This is a genomic window from Ralstonia sp. UBA689 (assembly GCF_002298975.1).
GTDB lineage: Bacteria > Pseudomonadota > Gammaproteobacteria > Burkholderiales > Burkholderiaceae > Ralstonia.
On record NZ_DBMV01000041.1, the window covers coordinates 1 to 15,777 of the forward strand.

The 15,777-nt window shown below is 62.4% G+C and carries 15 protein-coding genes, 1 other RNA gene and 1 pseudogene; 3 read left to right on the plus strand and 14 right to left on the minus strand.

Translation table 11 applies throughout. The annotated features are described in order from the left end of the window. Positions 1-61: 61 nt before the first annotated feature. Both rpsI and rplM read right to left on the minus strand, forming a co-directional pair. Positions 62-454, minus strand: coding sequence for a 30S ribosomal protein S9 (gene rpsI, locus B4F51_RS19325; RefSeq protein ID WP_296228150.1), 393 nt, complete (start codon positions 452-454; stop codon positions 62-64). Positions 455-465: 11 nt separating this feature from the next. After that, complete coding sequence (gene rplM, locus B4F51_RS19330) at positions 466-894, minus strand: 50S ribosomal protein L13 (RefSeq protein WP_296228152.1); 429 nt, start codon at positions 892-894, stop codon at positions 466-468. Positions 895-1,580: 686 nt separating this feature from the next. Between rplM and B4F51_RS19335 the strand changes: the two are divergent. Beyond that, positions 1,581-2,003 (plus strand): annotated as a pseudogene (locus tag B4F51_RS19335) (OsmC family protein); the annotation flags it as partial. Between the two features lie 17 nt (positions 2,004-2,020). Here the strand turns inward: B4F51_RS19335 and rnpB are convergent. The 4 genes from rnpB to B4F51_RS19355 form a co-directional block, all read right to left on the minus strand. Beyond that, positions 2,021-2,364, minus strand: an RNA gene (gene rnpB, locus B4F51_RS19340) — RNase P RNA component class A. A 23-nt stretch (positions 2,365-2,387) separates the two neighbouring features. Beyond that, a complete protein-coding gene (locus B4F51_RS19345) occupies positions 2,388-3,179 on the minus strand; it encodes a DUF3025 domain-containing protein (protein WP_414706801.1) in 792 nt (263 codons plus the stop codon). Positions 3,180-3,195: 16 nt separating this feature from the next. Beyond that, entirely contained in the window at positions 3,196-4,230 is a 1,035-nt protein-coding gene (gene pyrC, locus B4F51_RS19350) for a dihydroorotase (protein WP_296228155.1), read from the minus strand. A gap of 63 nt (positions 4,231-4,293) precedes the next feature. Continuing rightward, complete coding sequence (locus B4F51_RS19355) at positions 4,294-5,385, minus strand: tartrate dehydrogenase (protein WP_296228157.1); 1,092 nt, start codon at positions 5,383-5,385, stop codon at positions 4,294-4,296. 193 nt (positions 5,386-5,578) lie between these two features. Here B4F51_RS19355 and B4F51_RS19360 point away from each other — a divergent pair, with 193 nt between their 5' ends. Continuing rightward, positions 5,579-6,409, plus strand: a complete 831-nt coding sequence (locus B4F51_RS19360; protein WP_296228159.1) for a class II glutamine amidotransferase — start codon at positions 5,579-5,581, stop codon at positions 6,407-6,409. Between the two features lie 66 nt (positions 6,410-6,475). Here B4F51_RS19360 and B4F51_RS19365 read toward each other — a convergent pair whose 3' ends face one another. The 7 genes from B4F51_RS19365 to B4F51_RS19395 form a co-directional block, all read right to left on the minus strand. Next, positions 6,476-7,210 (minus strand): amino acid ABC transporter ATP-binding protein, encoded by a 735-nt coding sequence (locus B4F51_RS19365; protein ID WP_296228161.1) that lies wholly within the window; start codon positions 7,208-7,210, stop codon positions 6,476-6,478. Next, positions 7,207-7,890: a glutamate/aspartate ABC transporter permease GltK gene (gene gltK, locus B4F51_RS19370; RefSeq protein ID WP_296228162.1), complete on the minus strand. Its 684-nt coding sequence runs from the start codon at positions 7,888-7,890 to the stop codon at positions 7,207-7,209. Before gltK ends, B4F51_RS19365 begins: the two co-directional genes overlap by 4 nt. A gap of 18 nt (positions 7,891-7,908) precedes the next feature. Continuing rightward, on the minus strand, positions 7,909-8,637 hold the full coding sequence (locus B4F51_RS19375; protein ID WP_296228164.1) for an amino acid ABC transporter permease: 729 nt from the start codon (positions 8,635-8,637) through the stop codon (positions 7,909-7,911). Between the two features lie 99 nt (positions 8,638-8,736). Beyond that, positions 8,737-9,633 (minus strand): glutamate/aspartate ABC transporter substrate-binding protein, encoded by an 897-nt coding sequence (locus tag B4F51_RS19380; protein WP_296228166.1) that lies wholly within the window; start codon positions 9,631-9,633, stop codon positions 8,737-8,739. A 524-nt stretch (positions 9,634-10,157) separates the two neighbouring features. Next, the gene (locus B4F51_RS19385; protein WP_296228168.1) at positions 10,158-11,459 is read right to left on the minus strand and encodes a Glu/Leu/Phe/Val family dehydrogenase; all 1,302 of its coding nucleotides are present in this window, start codon (positions 11,457-11,459) and stop codon (positions 10,158-10,160) included. Positions 11,460-11,611: 152 nt separating this feature from the next. Further along, a complete protein-coding gene (locus B4F51_RS19390; RefSeq protein WP_296228170.1) occupies positions 11,612-12,556 on the minus strand; it encodes a LysR substrate-binding domain-containing protein in 945 nt (314 codons plus the stop codon). Positions 12,557-12,580: 24 nt separating this feature from the next. Next, a complete protein-coding gene (locus tag B4F51_RS19395) occupies positions 12,581-14,422 on the minus strand; it encodes an ABCB family ABC transporter ATP-binding protein/permease (RefSeq protein WP_296228172.1) in 1,842 nt (613 codons plus the stop codon). Between the two features lie 84 nt (positions 14,423-14,506). On the opposite strand from B4F51_RS19395, the gene B4F51_RS19400 reads away from it, so the two are divergent. Beyond that, positions 14,507-14,944, plus strand: a complete 438-nt coding sequence (locus tag B4F51_RS19400) for an acyl-CoA thioesterase (protein ID WP_296228174.1) — start codon at positions 14,507-14,509, stop codon at positions 14,942-14,944. 64 nt (positions 14,945-15,008) lie between these two features. Here B4F51_RS19400 and B4F51_RS19405 read toward each other — a convergent pair whose 3' ends face one another. Further along, complete coding sequence (locus tag B4F51_RS19405; RefSeq protein ID WP_296228176.1) at positions 15,009-15,773, minus strand: enoyl-CoA hydratase; 765 nt, start codon at positions 15,771-15,773, stop codon at positions 15,009-15,011. Between the last annotated feature and the right edge of the window lie 4 nt (positions 15,774-15,777).

A 15,777-nucleotide genomic window follows, 5' to 3' on the forward strand; every position in this document is an offset into this window, starting at 1 on the left:
GACCTTAACTGAACGGCATTACACCCGAAGGTGTGGTTTTTTGCTGCAGCAGACCAGGCGATTAACGCTTGGAGAACTGCTTTGCGCGGCGGGCCTTGCGCAGACCAACCTTCTTACGCTCGACTTCACGTGCATCGCGAGTCACCAGACCTGCCTTCGACAGGGTCGGCTTGAGCGTTGCATCGTAGTCGATCAGGGCGCGGGTGATGCCGTGACGCACAGCACCGGCTTGGCCGGTTTCACCGCCGCCAACCACGTTCACCTTGATGTCGAAGGTGGCCGAATGGTTGGTCAGTTCGAGCGGCTGGCGCACGATCATCAGCGAGGTTTCACGAGCGAAGTACTCGTTGATGGCCTTGCCGTTGACGATGATGTCGCCCTTGCCCGACTTGATGAAGACACGTGCCACAGCGCTCTTGCGGCGGCCGGTACCGTAGTTCCAGTTTCCGATCATGGCTTGGCCCCTTAGATTTCCAGCGCTTTCGGCTGCTGAGCTTCGTGCGGATGCGAGCCTTCGGCGTACACCTTCAGCTTTTTGATCATCGCATAGCCCAGCGGACCCTTCGGCAGCATGCCCTTCACAGCCTTTTCCAGGGCGCGGCCCGGGAAACGCTGCTGCATCTTGCCAAACGTCGTTTCGTAGATACCGCCCGGATAGCCCGAGTGGCGATAGTATTTCTTGTCGGTCGTCTTGGCTCCCGTCACGCGCAGCTTGGCCGCGTTGATGACGATGATGTAGTCGCCGGTATCGACGTGCGGAGTGAATTCGGGCTTGTGCTTGCCGCGCAGTCGGTGTGCCACTTCGCTGGCGACACGCCCGAGGACCTTGTCCGTCGCGTCAATCACGTACCAATCGCGCTTCACCTCATGCGGCTTTGCGGAAAAGGTCTTCATGATTTTTCCAATGTTTGAGTCAGTGCCCGAGTGGACCCGTATCGCACTTCAACTGCTTACGAACGGATCGTCTTGCGGACGCCTGCGCAACTCCATGCAGAGTCATCGCCGGCCCGCCTTCCCGCTTGTTGGCGCGGGCTCTCTGGATTTCTTTTTCCGCGGGCAATCCGGAAAAGATTTCGATTGTACCTCGCAAGCAATCCTTGGCACAAGGAAAAAGGTACACCTCGGCACAGAAGACGAAAAAAAACCCAAGCCGTTGAGCTTGGGTTTGAATCCACCAAAGGAGGAGGGTGGAGGAGACACCTGCTGATCGTTGACTTGGTGGGTTGCACCGCATCAGCCGATCCGATGGGTGCCATTATACCCACTTCTGGGGCACACGCAAGAGAGTTTGCACTACGAAATTGCATTTCGTAATACGGAATGCACCATGATGTGCACACAAAAGATTCATTCTTTTAAAAATCAAAGACTTACGAATATTCAGCGCCCGTATGGCTGTCGTCTACTAGAAACCTTCTTCCAATTTCGGCCCAATTCGGGTGCACACGCAACGGGTTGCACCTTTTCGCAAAGGTGCCACTGTCAAGAAGAGATCACCCTAACCTGCCAGCGCAGGCTGGACGCGATGGCTACAATGTGGCTTTTCGGCGGCACTCGCCGACACGGCACAAGGATTCGACATGGAATGCACAGTGAGCTGGGCCGGCCCGGACGGCATGGCCTTTTCGGCGGAAACCGGCAGCGGCCACCTCGTCACGATGGATGGCGCGCCCGACGGCGGCGGCCGCAATTTGGCGCCGCGCCCAATGGAAATGGTGCTGCTGGGCACCGGGGGCTGCACTGCCTACGATGTCGTACTGATTCTCAAGCGTGGCCGCCAGGACGTGCAGGGCTGCAGCGTCAAGCTGCACGCCGACCGCGCCGAGACCGACCCGAAGGTCTTCACGCGGATCCACTTCACCTTCACGGTGACCGGGCGCAACCTGAAGCGGGAAACGGTGGAACGTGCCGTGCAGCTTTCGCACGAGAAGTACTGCTCGGCGTCGATCATGCTGGCCAAGACGGCCGAGATCACGCACTCGTTGGAACTGATCGATCTGGCCAACCCGGCAGAAGAGAAAAGCGAAGCGGACCGATAAGCCGGATTCTGTGCACCGCGTGGCCGAAACCATGCGGCGTGACAACCATTCCTCTAGACCGGCTGTTGCCAGCCGGCTCAAGCTCCCTACCCGCAGACTCAGCGAGCCGCTTCATCGCCTGCTTACTTGGGATTGCTCCGGGTGGAGGTTACCGCGTTTCACCCTTCGCCCCGACCGAAGCCAGGGGCGAAGACTCGTCTCTGTGGCCCTATTCCGCACGTCGCCGTGGATGGTCGTTAGCCATCACCCTGCCCTGTGGAGTCCGGACTTTCCTCCCCTTCCGCTCGCACGAGGCGGCGGAAGCAGCGGTTGTCTAGTCCGCTTCGCGAGGCGCGAGTCTAGCACTATTCAGGGTTTGGTCGCTGCTCGGCGGCCGGGGCGGAATACCGCCATGTCTAAATAGAAGTCGGTATCTTGGTTGGCATCACACCAGCCGGGGATGCCCATGACGGGCAGCGGGCGGAAATCGCGCGGGGTCAGTTCGGCATTGCGTAGCGTGTCAGCCAATGCGCCATCAAGCGACGCGCGATCCGTCGACAACGCCACCGCGCGCACTGGCCACGCGTGCGCAGTGATCGACTTGTAAGGCGAGACCAGCTTTTCCAGCAACGCGTGCCCGAACGGCAACACAGAGCACGCCGCACCCCACGCCGCTCTCCCGCGGACGAACAAGCTTTGCCAGTCAAAACCGGCCAAGCTGTGCTCGATCGCGTCGTCAGTGTGCAGGAAGATGAGGGCGTTCTCGTCGAACAGCGTGGCGGCATCGCGCACCGTGCCGCGCGCTGCGCCGATGCCGTCCCGCGCAATGGCCCGCGCCTGACGCGCGTTGAGCGCCGCCTTGGCACACGGCCAATGCAGCCAGATCAGCGCGTTGAAGAAGTCGTGAAGATTGTCCCGCGTGGGCACGGCGCCCGTGGCGGCAATGTGCGCCTCATAGGCCTCGCCAGCCGGTAACGCGTCTTGCGGGACGAAGTGCAGCGCGTGGCCACCCGATGTATGGATGACCTGCGTGAGCGGATGCGCGTTCAGTGCATCACGCAGGCCCGCACCGTGCACGACGGCTTGTGCGATGGGCGCACCGACGGACGCGAGCGGCGCAAACGCCGGATGCGCCCAGTCGATCGACCCCAGCCCTTCGATCACGAACGCAGACCGCTCAGACTGATTTCCAGCGCAGCATTTCGCCGCCGCGCAGCGGCACCAGCATCTGCTCGCCGAACGGCACCTCGGCGGGCAACTGCCATTGCGAGCGCGTGAGCGTGAGCGTGCCGGCGTTACGCGGCAGGCCGTAGAAATCCGGGCCGTGCAGGCTGGCGAAGCCTTCGAGCTTGTCGAGCGCGTTGGCGTCTTCAAAGGCCTCGGCGTACAACTCCATCGCGTGCAATGCGGTGTAGCAGCCTGCGCAGCCGCAGGCGTGTTCCTTCAGGCCCTTGGCGTGCGGCGCGCTGTCGGTGCCGAGGAAGAAGCGCGGGTGGCCCGAGGTGGCGGCCGCCACCAGTGCCAGACGGTGCGTCTCGCGCTTGAGCACCGGCAGGCAGTAGTAGTGCGGGCGGATGCCGCCGACGAACAGCGCGTTGCGGTTGTACAGCAGGTGGTGCGCGGTGATGGTCGCTCCGACCGGCCCTTCCGCGTCGCGCACGTATTCGGCGGCGTGCTTGGTGGTGATGTGCTCGAACACGACCTTCAGCGCTGGGAAGTCGCGGCGCAGCGGCAGCATCACCGTGTCGATGAAGACGGCTTCGCGGTCGAAGATGTCGACGGTGGGGTCGGTCACTTCGCCGTGTACCAGCAGCGGCATGCCGACTTCCTGCATTGCTTCGAGCGTCTTGGCGCAGCGGCGCAGGTCGGTCACGCCGGCATCGCTGTTGGTGGTGGCACCGGCCGGATACAGCTTCACGCCGTGCACGAAGCCGCTGGCCTTGGCCGCGCGGATCTCGTCTGGCGACGTGTTGTCGGTCAGGTACAGCGTCATCAGCGGCTCGAACTGCGTGCCTGCGGGCAGCGCGGCGAGAATGCGGTCGCGGTAGGCACGTGCCTGCGCGGTGGTGGTCACCGGTGGCTTGAGGTTGGGCATGATGATCGCCCGGCCGAACTGGCGCGCGGTGTCACCCACCACGTCGGCGAGCGCATCGCCGTCGCGCAGGTGCAGGTGCCAGTCATCGGGGCGGACGATGGTGAGGGTATCGGTCATGGTGCGTGGGGCAGCAGAAAGACGAAAACGGAAATCAGAAAACGAGCGTGACGCGACCAGGTTTCATGCCAGCGCTTCGGCAATGGCACGGCCCAGGTCAGCCGTACCGGCGGTGCCGCCAATGTCGCGCGTGAGCGGCGCATGGCCCGGGCCCGAAGCCAGCACACGCTCGATGGCGGCCAGCACGGCGGCGCCTGCTTCCGGCTGGCCAAGGTGATCGAGCATCATTGCCGCGCACCAGATCTGGCCGATCGGGTTGGCGATGCCTTGCCCCGCGATATCTGGCGCCGAGCCGTGCACCGGCTCGAACAGGCTCGGGTACGTGCGGTCCGGGTTGATGTTGCTCGACGGAGCGATGGCAATCGTGCCGGTGCACGCGGGGCCCAGGTCCGACAGGATGTCGCCGAACAGGTTGCTGGCGACCACCACGTCGAACATTTCAGGCTTCTGCACGAAGTGCGCGGTCAGGATGTCGATGTGGAATTTATCGACGTTGACCTCGGGATAGTGCTTGGCCATCGCCTCCACGCGCTCGTCCCAGTACGGCATGGTGATGGAGATGCCGTTGGACTTGGTGGCGGACGTGAGGTGGCGCGCCGGGCGGCGCTGCGCCAGGTCAAAGGCGAACTTGAGGATGCGGTCGACGCCCGTACGGCTCATGACCGTTTCCTGGATGACGATCTCGCGCTCGGTGCCACCGTACATGCGACCGCCGACGCTGGAGTATTCGCCCTCGGTGTTCTCGCGCACCACATAGAAGTCGATCGCGCCGGGCGCGCGCGGCTGGCCGTTGCGATCGACCAGCGGGCTGCGGATCCCGGGCATCTGGCGCACCGGGCGCAGGTTGACGTACTGATCAAAGCCGCGCCGGAATTGCAGCAGTGAACCCCACAGCGAGATGTGATCCGGCACGGTGTCCGGCCAGCCGACAGCGCCAAAGAAGATCGCGTCGTAGCTGCGCAGGGTGTCGAACCAGTCGTCCGGCAGCATCTTGCCGTGCCGCAGGTAATAGTCGCAGCTCGCAAAGTCGAAGTGATCGGTCTGCAGCGCAAAGCCGAATTTGCGCGCCGCCGCGTCCAGCACACGCAGGCCTTCAGGGACAACTTCCTTGCCGATGCCGTCTCCGGGAATCACGGCAATGCGGTACGAGTTCATGGGGATGGGTTCCGGTTGAGCAACGGTCGAGTGCTACGTTTCGTGGCAAATCTGACGGGATGCGGCGGGAGCGCAACGGCCGGCAAGCGCAGGCGGGTTTGATGCGGGTTTTGCGCCCCATAGCGCTTGGCACCCCCGGCAGCGCGCAGGATAATGACTATTTTATTGCATCCGTATTTTCTTCCTCCCTACCATGTGCCAGCTACTGGGCATGAACTGCGCCGAACCGACCGATGTGACGTTCTCGTTCACCGGTTTCGCCGCGCGCGGTGGCGTGACTGATCACCATGCCGACGGCTTCGGCGTCGCATTCTTCGAAGACAAGGCCTGCCGCCTGTTCATCGACAACCAGTCGGCCGGCACCTCGCCCGTGGCCGAGCTGGTCAAGCGCTATCCGATCAAGTCCAAGAATGTCATCTCGCACATCCGCAAGGCGACGCAGGGCACGGTACGGCTGGAGAACTGCCACCCCTTCATGCGCGAACTGTGGGGCCGGCACTGGATCTTTGCCCACAATGGCGATCTGAAGAACTTCTCGCCGCTCCTCTCGGGCGTCTACCAGCCGGTGGGCGACACCGACAGCGAACTCGCCTTCTGCTTCATCATGCAGGCGTTGCGCAAGCGCTTTCCGGGCTCGCAGCCGCCGCTCAACGAGCTGTTCTACGCGCTGTCCGACATCACCAAGGAAGTCACCCGCTACGGTGTGTTCAACTTTCTGCTGTGCAACGGGCAGGCGCTGTTCGCGCATTGCTCGACGCGGCTTTACTACATCGTGCGGCAGTGGCCGTTCTCAACGGCACACTTGATCGACGCCGACATGACGATCGACTTCGCCAAATTCACTACACCCGCCGACCGCGTTGCCGTGATCGCGACCGCGCCGCTCACCGACAACGAGGTCTGGACACCCTTCGTGCCGGGCGAATTACTGATGTTCGAATCAGGCCAGGCCACCATGGCGACCAAGGTGCCGATTCCGGAAGCGGTGCAGATCGCCAACGCAGCCAACACCGCCTGCACCTGACGCCGCATGGCCCAACAAAAAGCCGCTCCCGAAAGAGCGGCTTTTTGTTGTCTTTGAACCCAGCGCTTAGTGCGACAGAATCTTCGACAGGAACTGCTTGGCGCGATCCGAGCGGTTGTTGATGTTGCCGAAGAACTCTTCCTTCTCGCAATCCTCAACAATGTGGCCCTGATCCATGAAGATCACGCGGTTGGCGACCTTGCGGGCGAAACCCATTTCGTGGGTCACGCACATCATGGTCATGCCTTCCTTGGCCAGCTCCACCATCACGTCGAGCACTTCGTTGACCATTTCCGGGTCCAGCGCGGAGGTCGGCTCGTCGAACAGCATGCAGATCGGATCCATCGACAGCGCACGGGCAATCGCCACGCGCTGCTGCTGACCGCCCGACAGTTGCCCGGGGTACTTGGCTGCGTGCGCCTTCAGGCCAACACGGTCCAGGTACTTCAGGCCTTTGGCAGTGGCCTCTTCCTTGGAGCGGCCCAACACCTTCATCTGCGCAATCGTCAGGTTGTCGGTAATCGACAGGTGCGGGAACAGTTCGAAGTTCTGGAACACCATGCCCACGCGCGAGCGCAGCTTCGGCAGGTTGGTGCCCTTGGCGCCCACCGAAGTGCCGTCGACAAAGATCTCGCCCTTCTGGAATGGCTCCAGCGCGTTGACGGTTTTGATGAGCGTGGACTTGCCCGAGCCCGATGGGCCGCACACCACCACCACCTCGCTCTTCTTCACGCTGGTGGTGCAGTCGGTCAGCACTTGGAAGCTGCCGTACCACTTGGAAACGTTCTTGATCTCGATCATTGGGTCACCTTCTTCTGAAGCCGCTTCACCAGCACGGAGGCACCGAAGCAGATCACGAAATAGCAAAAGCCGGCAAACAGCAGCAGCTCGACGATGCGGCCGTCGCGCTCACCGATGTTGTACGCCTGCGTAAAGAAGTCCGACAGTGCGCTCACATACACCAGCGACGTATCCTGGAACAGGATGATGGCCTGCGTGAGCAGCAGCGGGATCATGTTTCGGAACGCCTGCGGCAGGATGACCAGGCGCATGGCCTGGCCGTACGTCATGCCCATCGCATAGGCCGCGAACATCTGCCCGCGCGAGACGCTCTGGATACCGGCGCGGATGATCTCGGAGTAATACGCCGCCTCGAACAGCGCAAAGGCAACCAGCGCGGAGGTCATGCGCATGTCGGTGGCCGGCGACAGGTCGAAGATCTTCTGCAGCACCTGCGGCACGATCAGGAAGAACCACAGCAGCACCATCACCAGCGGGATGGAGCGGAAGAGGTTCACGTACGCCTGGCCGAACCACTGCAGCGGCTTGACGCCGGACAGGCGCATCATTGCCAGCAGCGTGCCCCAGACGATGCCCACGACGATAGCCGTGGCCGTGATCTCGAGCGAGAGCAGCATGCCCTCGCCAAGCACGCGCATGTTGTCGGCGTTGATGGACGAGAAATCGAATTGATAAGCCATGAAGAGTCCTCGCGCCGGTTACTTGCCACCGATGAAGCCGGGCAGCCGGCTACGTGCTTCCACCCAGCGCATGATGCCCATCACGGTCAGGTTGATCAGCATGTACATCAGCGTCACGGCGATAAACGATTCGTAGGGCTGCGCGGTGTAGTCCACCAACTGGCGGCCCTGCGCGGCGAGCTCCAACAAGCCGATGGTCGACGCCACGGCCGAGTTCTTGAAGATGTTCAGGAACTCCGACGTGAGCGGCGGCACGACAATGCGGAACGCCATGGGCAGCAGCACGTGGCGATACGTCTGCGCAAGCGTGAAGCCCATTGCAAGGCCGGCATTGCGCTGGCCGCGCGGCAACGAATTGATACCCGAGCGCACCTGTTCGCACACCCGCGCCGCGGTAAAGGTACCGAGGCACAGCATCGCGGAGAGGAACATCGCCGTGGTGGGGTTCATCTGCTTGATGTAGTCGCCGCCCGGCACGAGTTCGGGCATGACGAAATACCAGATGAACAACTGCACGATCAGCGGAATGTTGCGGAACAGCTCCACGTAGGCGGTAGCGAAGCCCGACAGCCACTTGTTAGGCACGGTGCGCAGCACGCCCAGCACGGAGCCGAGGACGAGCGCGATGACCCAGGAGGAGAGACCGAGCGCGAGCGTGGTCTTCAACCCCGCCAGCAGCCAGTCGAGATAGGTCTGATTCTGGGCAGCTTCGGTAAAGAAGACGCCCCAGTTCCAGTGGTAATTCATGATGGTTCCCTCAAAAAGAAACGGAAGGGAGAAGACCTGTTAGCCGGCCTTTGCCTTCCGTTTCGATGACGCTTGTGTCAGGCCCGTTGAGGGAGCCGATCAGTCAAGAGCCTTGTCGTTCGGGTTCTTGACCAGCGCCTTCATGTCGTCCGACAGCGGGAACTCCAGGTTCAGGCCCTTGGGCGGAACCGGGCTCTCAAACCACTTCTTGTACAGCGCGGTGACCGTGCCGTCCTTCATCAGACCAGCGATGGTCTTGTCGGCCAGATCCTTGAACGGCTTGTCGTCCTTGCGGACCATGCAGCCGTAGGCTTCACGCGATTGCGGCTTGGCCACCACCACCCAGTCCGCCGGGTTCTTTGCCTTGGCGCGCTCACCGTACAGCAGGGCATCGTCCATCATGAACGCGACGGCGCGGCCCGATTCCAGCGTCAGGAACGACTGGCCGTGGTCCTTCGTGCTGATAATGTTCATGCCGAGCTGCTTGTCATCGTTCATCTTGCGCAGCAGGCGCTCGGAGGTCGTGCCGGCAGTGGTCACGACATTCTTGCCCTTCAGGTCAGCCCAGTCCTTGATGCCCGAATCCTTCTTCACCATGATGCGGGTGCCGATGATGAAGATGGTGTCGGTGAACGATGCCTGCTTCTGGCGCTCGAGGTTGTTCGTGGTCGAACCGCACTCGATGTCGATGGTGCCGTTCTGCAGCAGCGTGATGCGGTTCTGCGAGGTGATCGGAATTTCCTTGACCTGCAGATCCTTCAGCTTGAGCTGGTCTTTCACGGCCTCGACGATCTTCTGGTTGATGTCGTACGAGTAGCCAACGGTGCGCACGCCGCCGATGTTGTAGCTGAACGGAATCGACGAATCGCGCACGCCCAGCGTGATGGTGCCGGTGTCCTTGATCTTCTTCAGCGTACCAGTCAGCTCTTGCGCGTGGGCTGCGCTGCTCAACACACCAACGGCTGCAAGCACGGTTGCCAGTTTGGCGAGGTTCATGAAAGTCTCCTTTTGACCATGAAAGAGAAAGACGGGACTGTACCAAAAAACGTTTGGCGACAGTATTGGTGTTGCCACTAAATCGTTGAATCCAACGGAGTTTCTCCTCTGGCGCGGACCCTGCTGCAACCGCGTTTTCCGAGCAACCGGACACCTTGCGTTGTACTTTTCCGAAAAGCCGGAAAAGACGGGCAGTGCCAGACACGGCAACGCTCTGCAACATCGACACGCAGGCACGATTGCTTGAGCGGATGACCGCCAATTGCAAAGGAAAACCAAGGGAAATAAAGCCCGCCCGATGTGCGCTCTCTGTCGCTTAACGAACCCGACTTGAGGATGGGAAGGACGACGATGATGATGCTATCGCCCTTCTCATGGTGCGGTGCTCCGGAACGTTATGGTTCGCCCCATGAACACCGGCTTTCTTCAACCGTCGCGCATGGCCGCCTGATCGGCAGCAACGCGATAGACCGGTGCAGCGCCCTGTTGGAGCACCGCGCCGGTATTGACCAGCGCGTTGCCGATCAGGGGTACAGACCGCGCTCTTGGCGGGCCTGCAGAATCCGCGTACAGGCGATGATGAACGCCGCCGTACGCAGGGTAACCTTGTTGTCCTGCGCCACTTGCCAGACGCCACGGAAGGCGTCTTGCATGATCCGTACCAGGCGCTGGTTGATCTCGTCTTCGGTCCAGAAGAAGCTCGAGAAATCCTGCACCCATTCGAAATAGCTGACCGTCACGCCGCCGGCGTTGGCGATCACATCCGGGCAGACCAGGATGCCCCGGTCGCGCAGGATGTCGTCCGCTTCGGGCGTCGTGGGGCCGTTTGCACCTTCCACGACAATCTTTGCCTTGATATGGGGCGCGTTCTTGGCGGTGATCTGGCCTTCCAGCGCGGCCGGGATCAGGAATTCGCAGTCCAGCGCCCAGAAGTCGTCTTGAGAGACGGTCTCTGCAGCAAAGCCGGCCACGCTGCCGTTTTGCTCAACGTGCTTGATGAGCGCGTCGACGTCGAGGCCGTTGCCGTTGAACACGATGCCCTTGTGGTCTTGCACGGCAATGACCTTGGCACCGGCGTCGTGGAACAGCTTGGCGGCCACGCTACCCACGTTGCCGAAGCCCTGCACCACCACGCGCGAGCCCTTGACGTCGATGCCAAGGTTGCGTGCGGCTTCGCTGCCGACCACGAACACGCCGCGGCCGGTGGCTTCGCGACGACCCAGGCTGCCGCCCAGCGCGATCGGCTTGCCGGTTACCACGCCGGTGGCGGTGGAGCCTTCGTTCATGGAGTACGTGTCCATCATCCACGCCATGATCTGCGCGTTGGTGTTCACGTCCGGAGCCGGAATGTCCTTGTTCGGGCCGATGATGATGCCGATTTCGCTGGTGTAGCGGCGAGTCAGGCGTTCCAATTCACCAGAAGACAGCTTGCGCGGATCGACACGAATGCCGCCCTTGGCGCCGCCGTACGGCACGTTCACGGCCGCGTTCTTCACCGACATCCAGGCGGACAGCGCCATCACTTCCGACAGCGTCACGTCCTGGTGGAAGCGCACGCCGCCCTTGCCCGGGCCACGCGACGTGTTGTGCTGCACGCGATAGCCCTCGAAGTGGGCAATGCGGCCGTCATCCATCTGGATGGGCACGTCGACAATCAGGGCGCGCTTGGGGCGCTTGAGGGTTTCAACCCAACGTGCCAGCGAGCCAAGGTAGGGGGTGACCCGGTCGACCTGCTGCAGATAGATGCCCCACGGGCCGAGGTTGTCGGCCGGCAGATAGGACGGAATGGAATGCTGGAGTGTCGACGGAGATGCGACATTGGACATGGCTGTCTTCCTTTTTTGGGCCTCGGTAAGGCCCTTCAAGTCCCACAAAATGCCCGCCAGCTTAGGGAGCCCTCCGAACGAAATCCAATGCCGTTTTTACATCGGGTTATGCATCTAGCGCATAACCATCACGGGCCTTCAAAATAGCGCGATCACGCCGACAACACGCTCCAAAGCTGGTCGATCAGCTCGCGCTTGCGCTTGGATTGGGGGTGCCGGCGGTCGTGCGCGCCGTTCTGCGGGTGCTCGCGATACAGCCGGATCTCCATCTCGATCGACAAGGTACCGCCGCCCTTGCCCTCCGCGCGCACCAGGCCCCCAGCGGCCACCTCGTCGCGCACCGCGCTCTCGGGCAGGAAGGCAACCCCATGGCCAGCCAGCACCATTACCTTCAGTGCCTCGGCCATATCGGTCTCGTAGCATTTGTCGAGCAGCGGCGCCACCGGTGAGTTCTCCAGCAGCACGTCGACCATGCGGCCCAGGAAGGCGTTGGGGGTATAGCTCAAGTAAGCGATCGGCTTGCGCGCGGCGGGCGCCAGCCGGAAGATCGGTCGGCCGCTCGCATCGGGCTTCGAGAACGGCGAAAGCCGCTCGGTGCCCAGCACCAACATGTCGTAGCGCGTCGGATCAAGCTGGATCATCTGGCGCGCGTGGTGATAGACCATGACGAGATCGCAGCCGCCTTCCACCAGCGTCATCACCGCATCGTGTACGTTGAGAGCGCGCAGGCGGCACTGCAGCTTGCCGATCTTCTCCTCCACCTGCGCCAACCAACCAGGGAAAAACGTGAGCGATAGCGTGTGCGGTACAGCAAAGTCGATGGTCGACGCGCTGGCCGGGCGCTGGCCGCGCATCAGCGCGCGCGTTTCGCTCACCTGCGCGAGCATCGCCAGAGCTTGCTCGTAGAAGACCTCGCCTGCCGGGGTGAGACGTGTGGGGTAGCTGGACCGGTCGATCAGCTCATTGCCCAGCCACGCTTCCAGCGATTGAATGCGCCTCGAAAACGCTGGCTGCGTGACGTGCCGCAATTCAGCCGAGCGCGAAAAGCTACGCGTCTCGGCCAGGCTGATGAAGTCTTCCAGCCATTTCAGTTCCATCGCGTCCTCTCTCCCCCAACCTGCTCAGGCGTCTTCAGCCTGTTCCGACTCGGCGGCCACTCGCTCGGGCTCGCGCGCCTGCATGCGCCACATCTGCGCGTAGCGCCCTTCCGCGCGCAGGAGCGACTCGTGCGTCCCGCGCTCGATGATGCGGCCGTGCTCCATCACCAGAATCTGGTGCGCCCGCACGATGGTGGACAGCCGGTGCGCAATCACCAGCGTGGTGTGGTTCTGCGCCAGGCGCATCAACTCTTCCTGGATGGCGTGCTCGGTGCGTGAATCGAGCGCCGAGGTGGCCTCATCAAACACGAGGATCGGCGGACGCTTAAGCAGCGTGCGCGCAATCGCCACGCGCTGCTTCTCGCCTCCGGAAAGCTTCAGCCCGCGCTCGCCGACCTGCGTGTCGTAGCCGTCGGGCAGCGACTCGACAAAGGCGTGAATCTGCGCGGCGCGAGCGGCTTCGATTACCTCCTCGCGCGTGGCGTCGGGGCGGCCGTAGGCGATGTTGTAGTAGATGCTGTCGTTGAAGAGCACCGTGTCTTGCGGAACGATGCCGATGGCGCCACGCACGCTGGCCTGCGTGACGTCGCGCACATCCTGGCCGTCGATCTGGATGGCGCCGGATTTCACGTCATAGAAGCGGAACAGCAGGCGCGCCAGCGTCGACTTGCCCGAGCCGCTCTGTCCGACCACCGCCGTGGTCGTGCCGGCCGGGATGGTGAAATCGACATCGAACAGGATCTGGCGATTGGCCTCGTAGCCGAAATCCACATGCGCGAAGCGAACCTCGCCGGCATGCACGACCAGCGGCGCGGCATCTGGCTTGTCGGCCACCTCGCGATTGGTCTGCAGCAGGTGGAACATGCGGTCCATGTCGGTCACGGCCTGCTTCAACTCGCGGTAGATCACGCCCAGGAAGTTGAGCGGAATGTAGATCTGCAGCATCAACGTGTTGACCAGCACAAGGTCGCCCAGCGTCATGTGCCCGGCCGCCACACCTTGCGTGGCGCGATACAGGATCAGGATCAGCGCCGTGGCCACAATGAACTGCTGGCCAAAATTCAGCACCGACAACGAATTCTGCGAGCGGATGGCCGCAGCGCGATACTTCTGCAGGTTCTCGTCGTAGCGGCGTGCTTCGTATTCTTCGTTGCCGAAGTACTTCACGGTCTCGAAGTTCAGCAGCGAATCGATCGCCTTCTGATTGGCGCGCGAATCCAGCTCGTTCATCTTGCGGCGGAAATGCGTGCGCCAGTTCGTCACCGTCACCGTAAAGACGATGTAGCTCACGAGCGCGCAGAACGTGATAAGCGCGAACCACACGTCGTACTTCACGAAGAAGTATGTAATGACGAGGCCGACTTCCACCAGCGTCGGCAGGATGCTGTACAGCGAATACGAAATGAGCGACTGGATGCCGCGCGTGCCGCGCTCGATGTCGCGGCTCATGCCACCGGTCTGGCGCTCCAGGTGAAAGCGCAGCGACAGCGCGTGCAAGTGCCGGAACACCTGCAGCGCGAGCGTGCGCACAGAACTCTCCGTCACCTTGGCGAACAGGATTTCGCGCAGCTCCGAGAACAAAGACGTCGACAACCGCAGCAACCCATAGCCGACGATGATGCCCACCGGCACCACCAGTAGCGCACGCGAGTCTGAGGGCGACACGTTCATCGAATCGATCAGCCGCTTCATGACCATCGGCACGCCCAGGTTGGCGACCTTGGCGGCGATCAGGAACGATAGCGCCATCCCCACGCGCCATTTGTAGGCCAACAGATATGGCAGCAGGCTCTTGATGGTGCGCCAGTCGCCGCGGGCGGCTGCCCCGGGCGGGGGCGGTTCGGAGGAGGCCGGGAAGCGACGCATGTGCGGTGCAATAAAATGGCGGATTGTGTATTCTCCCACCGATCACCCGTGCGCGCCCTGCGCCGCCCGGCGTCCCCCGCTTCAATGCTGCCCTGCCTCATCATGTCCGATACTCAAGCCTCCACCGAAACCGTCGAGCTGCCTGCCGGCAAGCACCCCGCCGTGCGCGTCATGCCGATGCCGTCCGACGCCAATGTGCACGGCGACGTGTTCGGCGGCTGGATCATGTCTCAAGTGGACATTGCCGGGTCGATTCCAGCGGTGGTGCGCGCCAATGGCCGCGTGGCAACGGTGGCCGTCAACTCGTTCGTCTTCAAGCAGCCTGTGTACGTCGGTGACCTGGTGAGCTTCTATGCCAACGTGGTCAAGACCGGCCGCACGTCCATCACGGTGGACGTGGAAGTCTTTGCGCAACGCATGGGCAACAACGGCCGCCACGCCACCGTCAAAGTGACGGAAGCCACTCTCACCTACGTCGCCACCGACGAGAGCCGCAAGCCGCGCGTCCTGCCGGCGGAGTAAACCGGTTCGCCCAATAAGAAACCCGGCCTCGCGCCGGGTTTTCTTTTGCGGATGGCGAGAGCGCTCAGTTGAACTTGGAAAAGTCCGGGCGGCGCTTCTCGAAGAATGCGGTGAACGCCTCGCGTGCTTCCGGCGCGCGCAGCATCTGCCCAAACTGCTGGCCTTCGACCGACATGCGCGCCGCGATCTGCGGCATGGAGCCTTCCTTCATCAGACGCTTGGTCGCGCGCATCGAAGCCGGCGGCAGTAGCGTCAGCTTGCGCGCCTGTGCACGCACAAACACGTCCAGCTCGCCCACCGGCAGCACGCGATTGACGAGGCCCAGTTCGCGCGCTTCCTGTGCGTCGAACGGCTCACCGAAGAGCAGCTTGTCGGCCGCGCGGTGATAGCCGGCCAGTTGCGGCAGCAACAGGCTCGATGCAGCCTCCGGACACAGCCCCAGTTGCGCGAACGGCATCGACAGCTTGGCCGTCTCCGACGCATAGACGAGGTCGCAGTGCAGCAGCATGGTCGTACCCACGCCGACCGCCGCTCCGCTCACCGCCGCGATCAGCGGCTTGGTGGCCGTACTGATCGCCTTGAGGAACTGGTGCACGGGCGCGGTCTCGTCCTTCGGCGGGTTTTTCATGAAATCTTCGAGATCGTTGCCGGCCGTGAAGACGCTCTCATGGCCGGCCAGCACGATCACGCGGATGGCGGGATCGGTCTCGGCGGTCACCAATGCATCCGCCAGCGTCTGGTACATCGCGGCGGTGATGGCGTTCTTGCGGTCCAGACGGTCGAAGGTGAGTGTCAGGACACCGTCTGCGGTCTCGGTACGAATCGACATGAAG

What these genes read in the sequence shown, in the direction of transcription:
- rpsI (WP_296228150.1), bottom strand. Translation starts at nt 454, where the DNA reads ATGATCGGAAACTGGAACTACGGTACCGGCCGCCGCAAGAGCGCTGTG.
- rplM (WP_296228152.1), bottom strand. Translation starts at nt 894, where the DNA reads ATGAAGACCTTTTCCGCAAAGCCGCATGAGGTGAAGCGCGATTGGTAC.
- pyrC (WP_296228155.1), bottom strand. Translation starts at nt 4,230, where the DNA reads ATGACCGATACCCTCACCATCGTCCGCCCCGATGACTGGCACCTGCAC.
- B4F51_RS19355 (WP_296228157.1), bottom strand. Translation starts at nt 5,385, where the DNA reads ATGAACTCGTACCGCATTGCCGTGATTCCCGGAGACGGCATCGGCAAG.
- B4F51_RS19360 (WP_296228159.1), top strand. Translation starts at nt 5,579, where the DNA reads ATGTGCCAGCTACTGGGCATGAACTGCGCCGAACCGACCGATGTGACG.
- B4F51_RS19365 (WP_296228161.1), bottom strand. Translation starts at nt 7,210, where the DNA reads ATGATCGAGATCAAGAACGTTTCCAAGTGGTACGGCAGCTTCCAAGTG.
- gltK (WP_296228162.1), bottom strand. Translation starts at nt 7,890, where the DNA reads ATGGCTTATCAATTCGATTTCTCGTCCATCAACGCCGACAACATGCGC.
- B4F51_RS19375 (WP_296228164.1), bottom strand. Translation starts at nt 8,637, where the DNA reads ATGAATTACCACTGGAACTGGGGCGTCTTCTTTACCGAAGCTGCCCAG.
- B4F51_RS19380 (WP_296228166.1), bottom strand. Translation starts at nt 9,633, where the DNA reads ATGAACCTCGCCAAACTGGCAACCGTGCTTGCAGCCGTTGGTGTGTTG.
- B4F51_RS19385 (WP_296228168.1), bottom strand. Translation starts at nt 11,459, where the DNA reads ATGTCCAATGTCGCATCTCCGTCGACACTCCAGCATTCCATTCCGTCC.
- B4F51_RS19390 (WP_296228170.1), bottom strand. Translation starts at nt 12,556, where the DNA reads ATGGAACTGAAATGGCTGGAAGACTTCATCAGCCTGGCCGAGACGCGT.
- B4F51_RS19395 (WP_296228172.1), bottom strand. Translation starts at nt 14,422, where the DNA reads ATGCGTCGCTTCCCGGCCTCCTCCGAACCGCCCCCGCCCGGGGCAGCC.
- B4F51_RS19400 (WP_296228174.1), top strand. Translation starts at nt 14,507, where the DNA reads ATGCTGCCCTGCCTCATCATGTCCGATACTCAAGCCTCCACCGAAACC.
- B4F51_RS19405 (WP_296228176.1), bottom strand. Translation starts at nt 15,773, where the DNA reads ATGTCGATTCGTACCGAGACCGCAGACGGTGTCCTGACACTCACCTTC.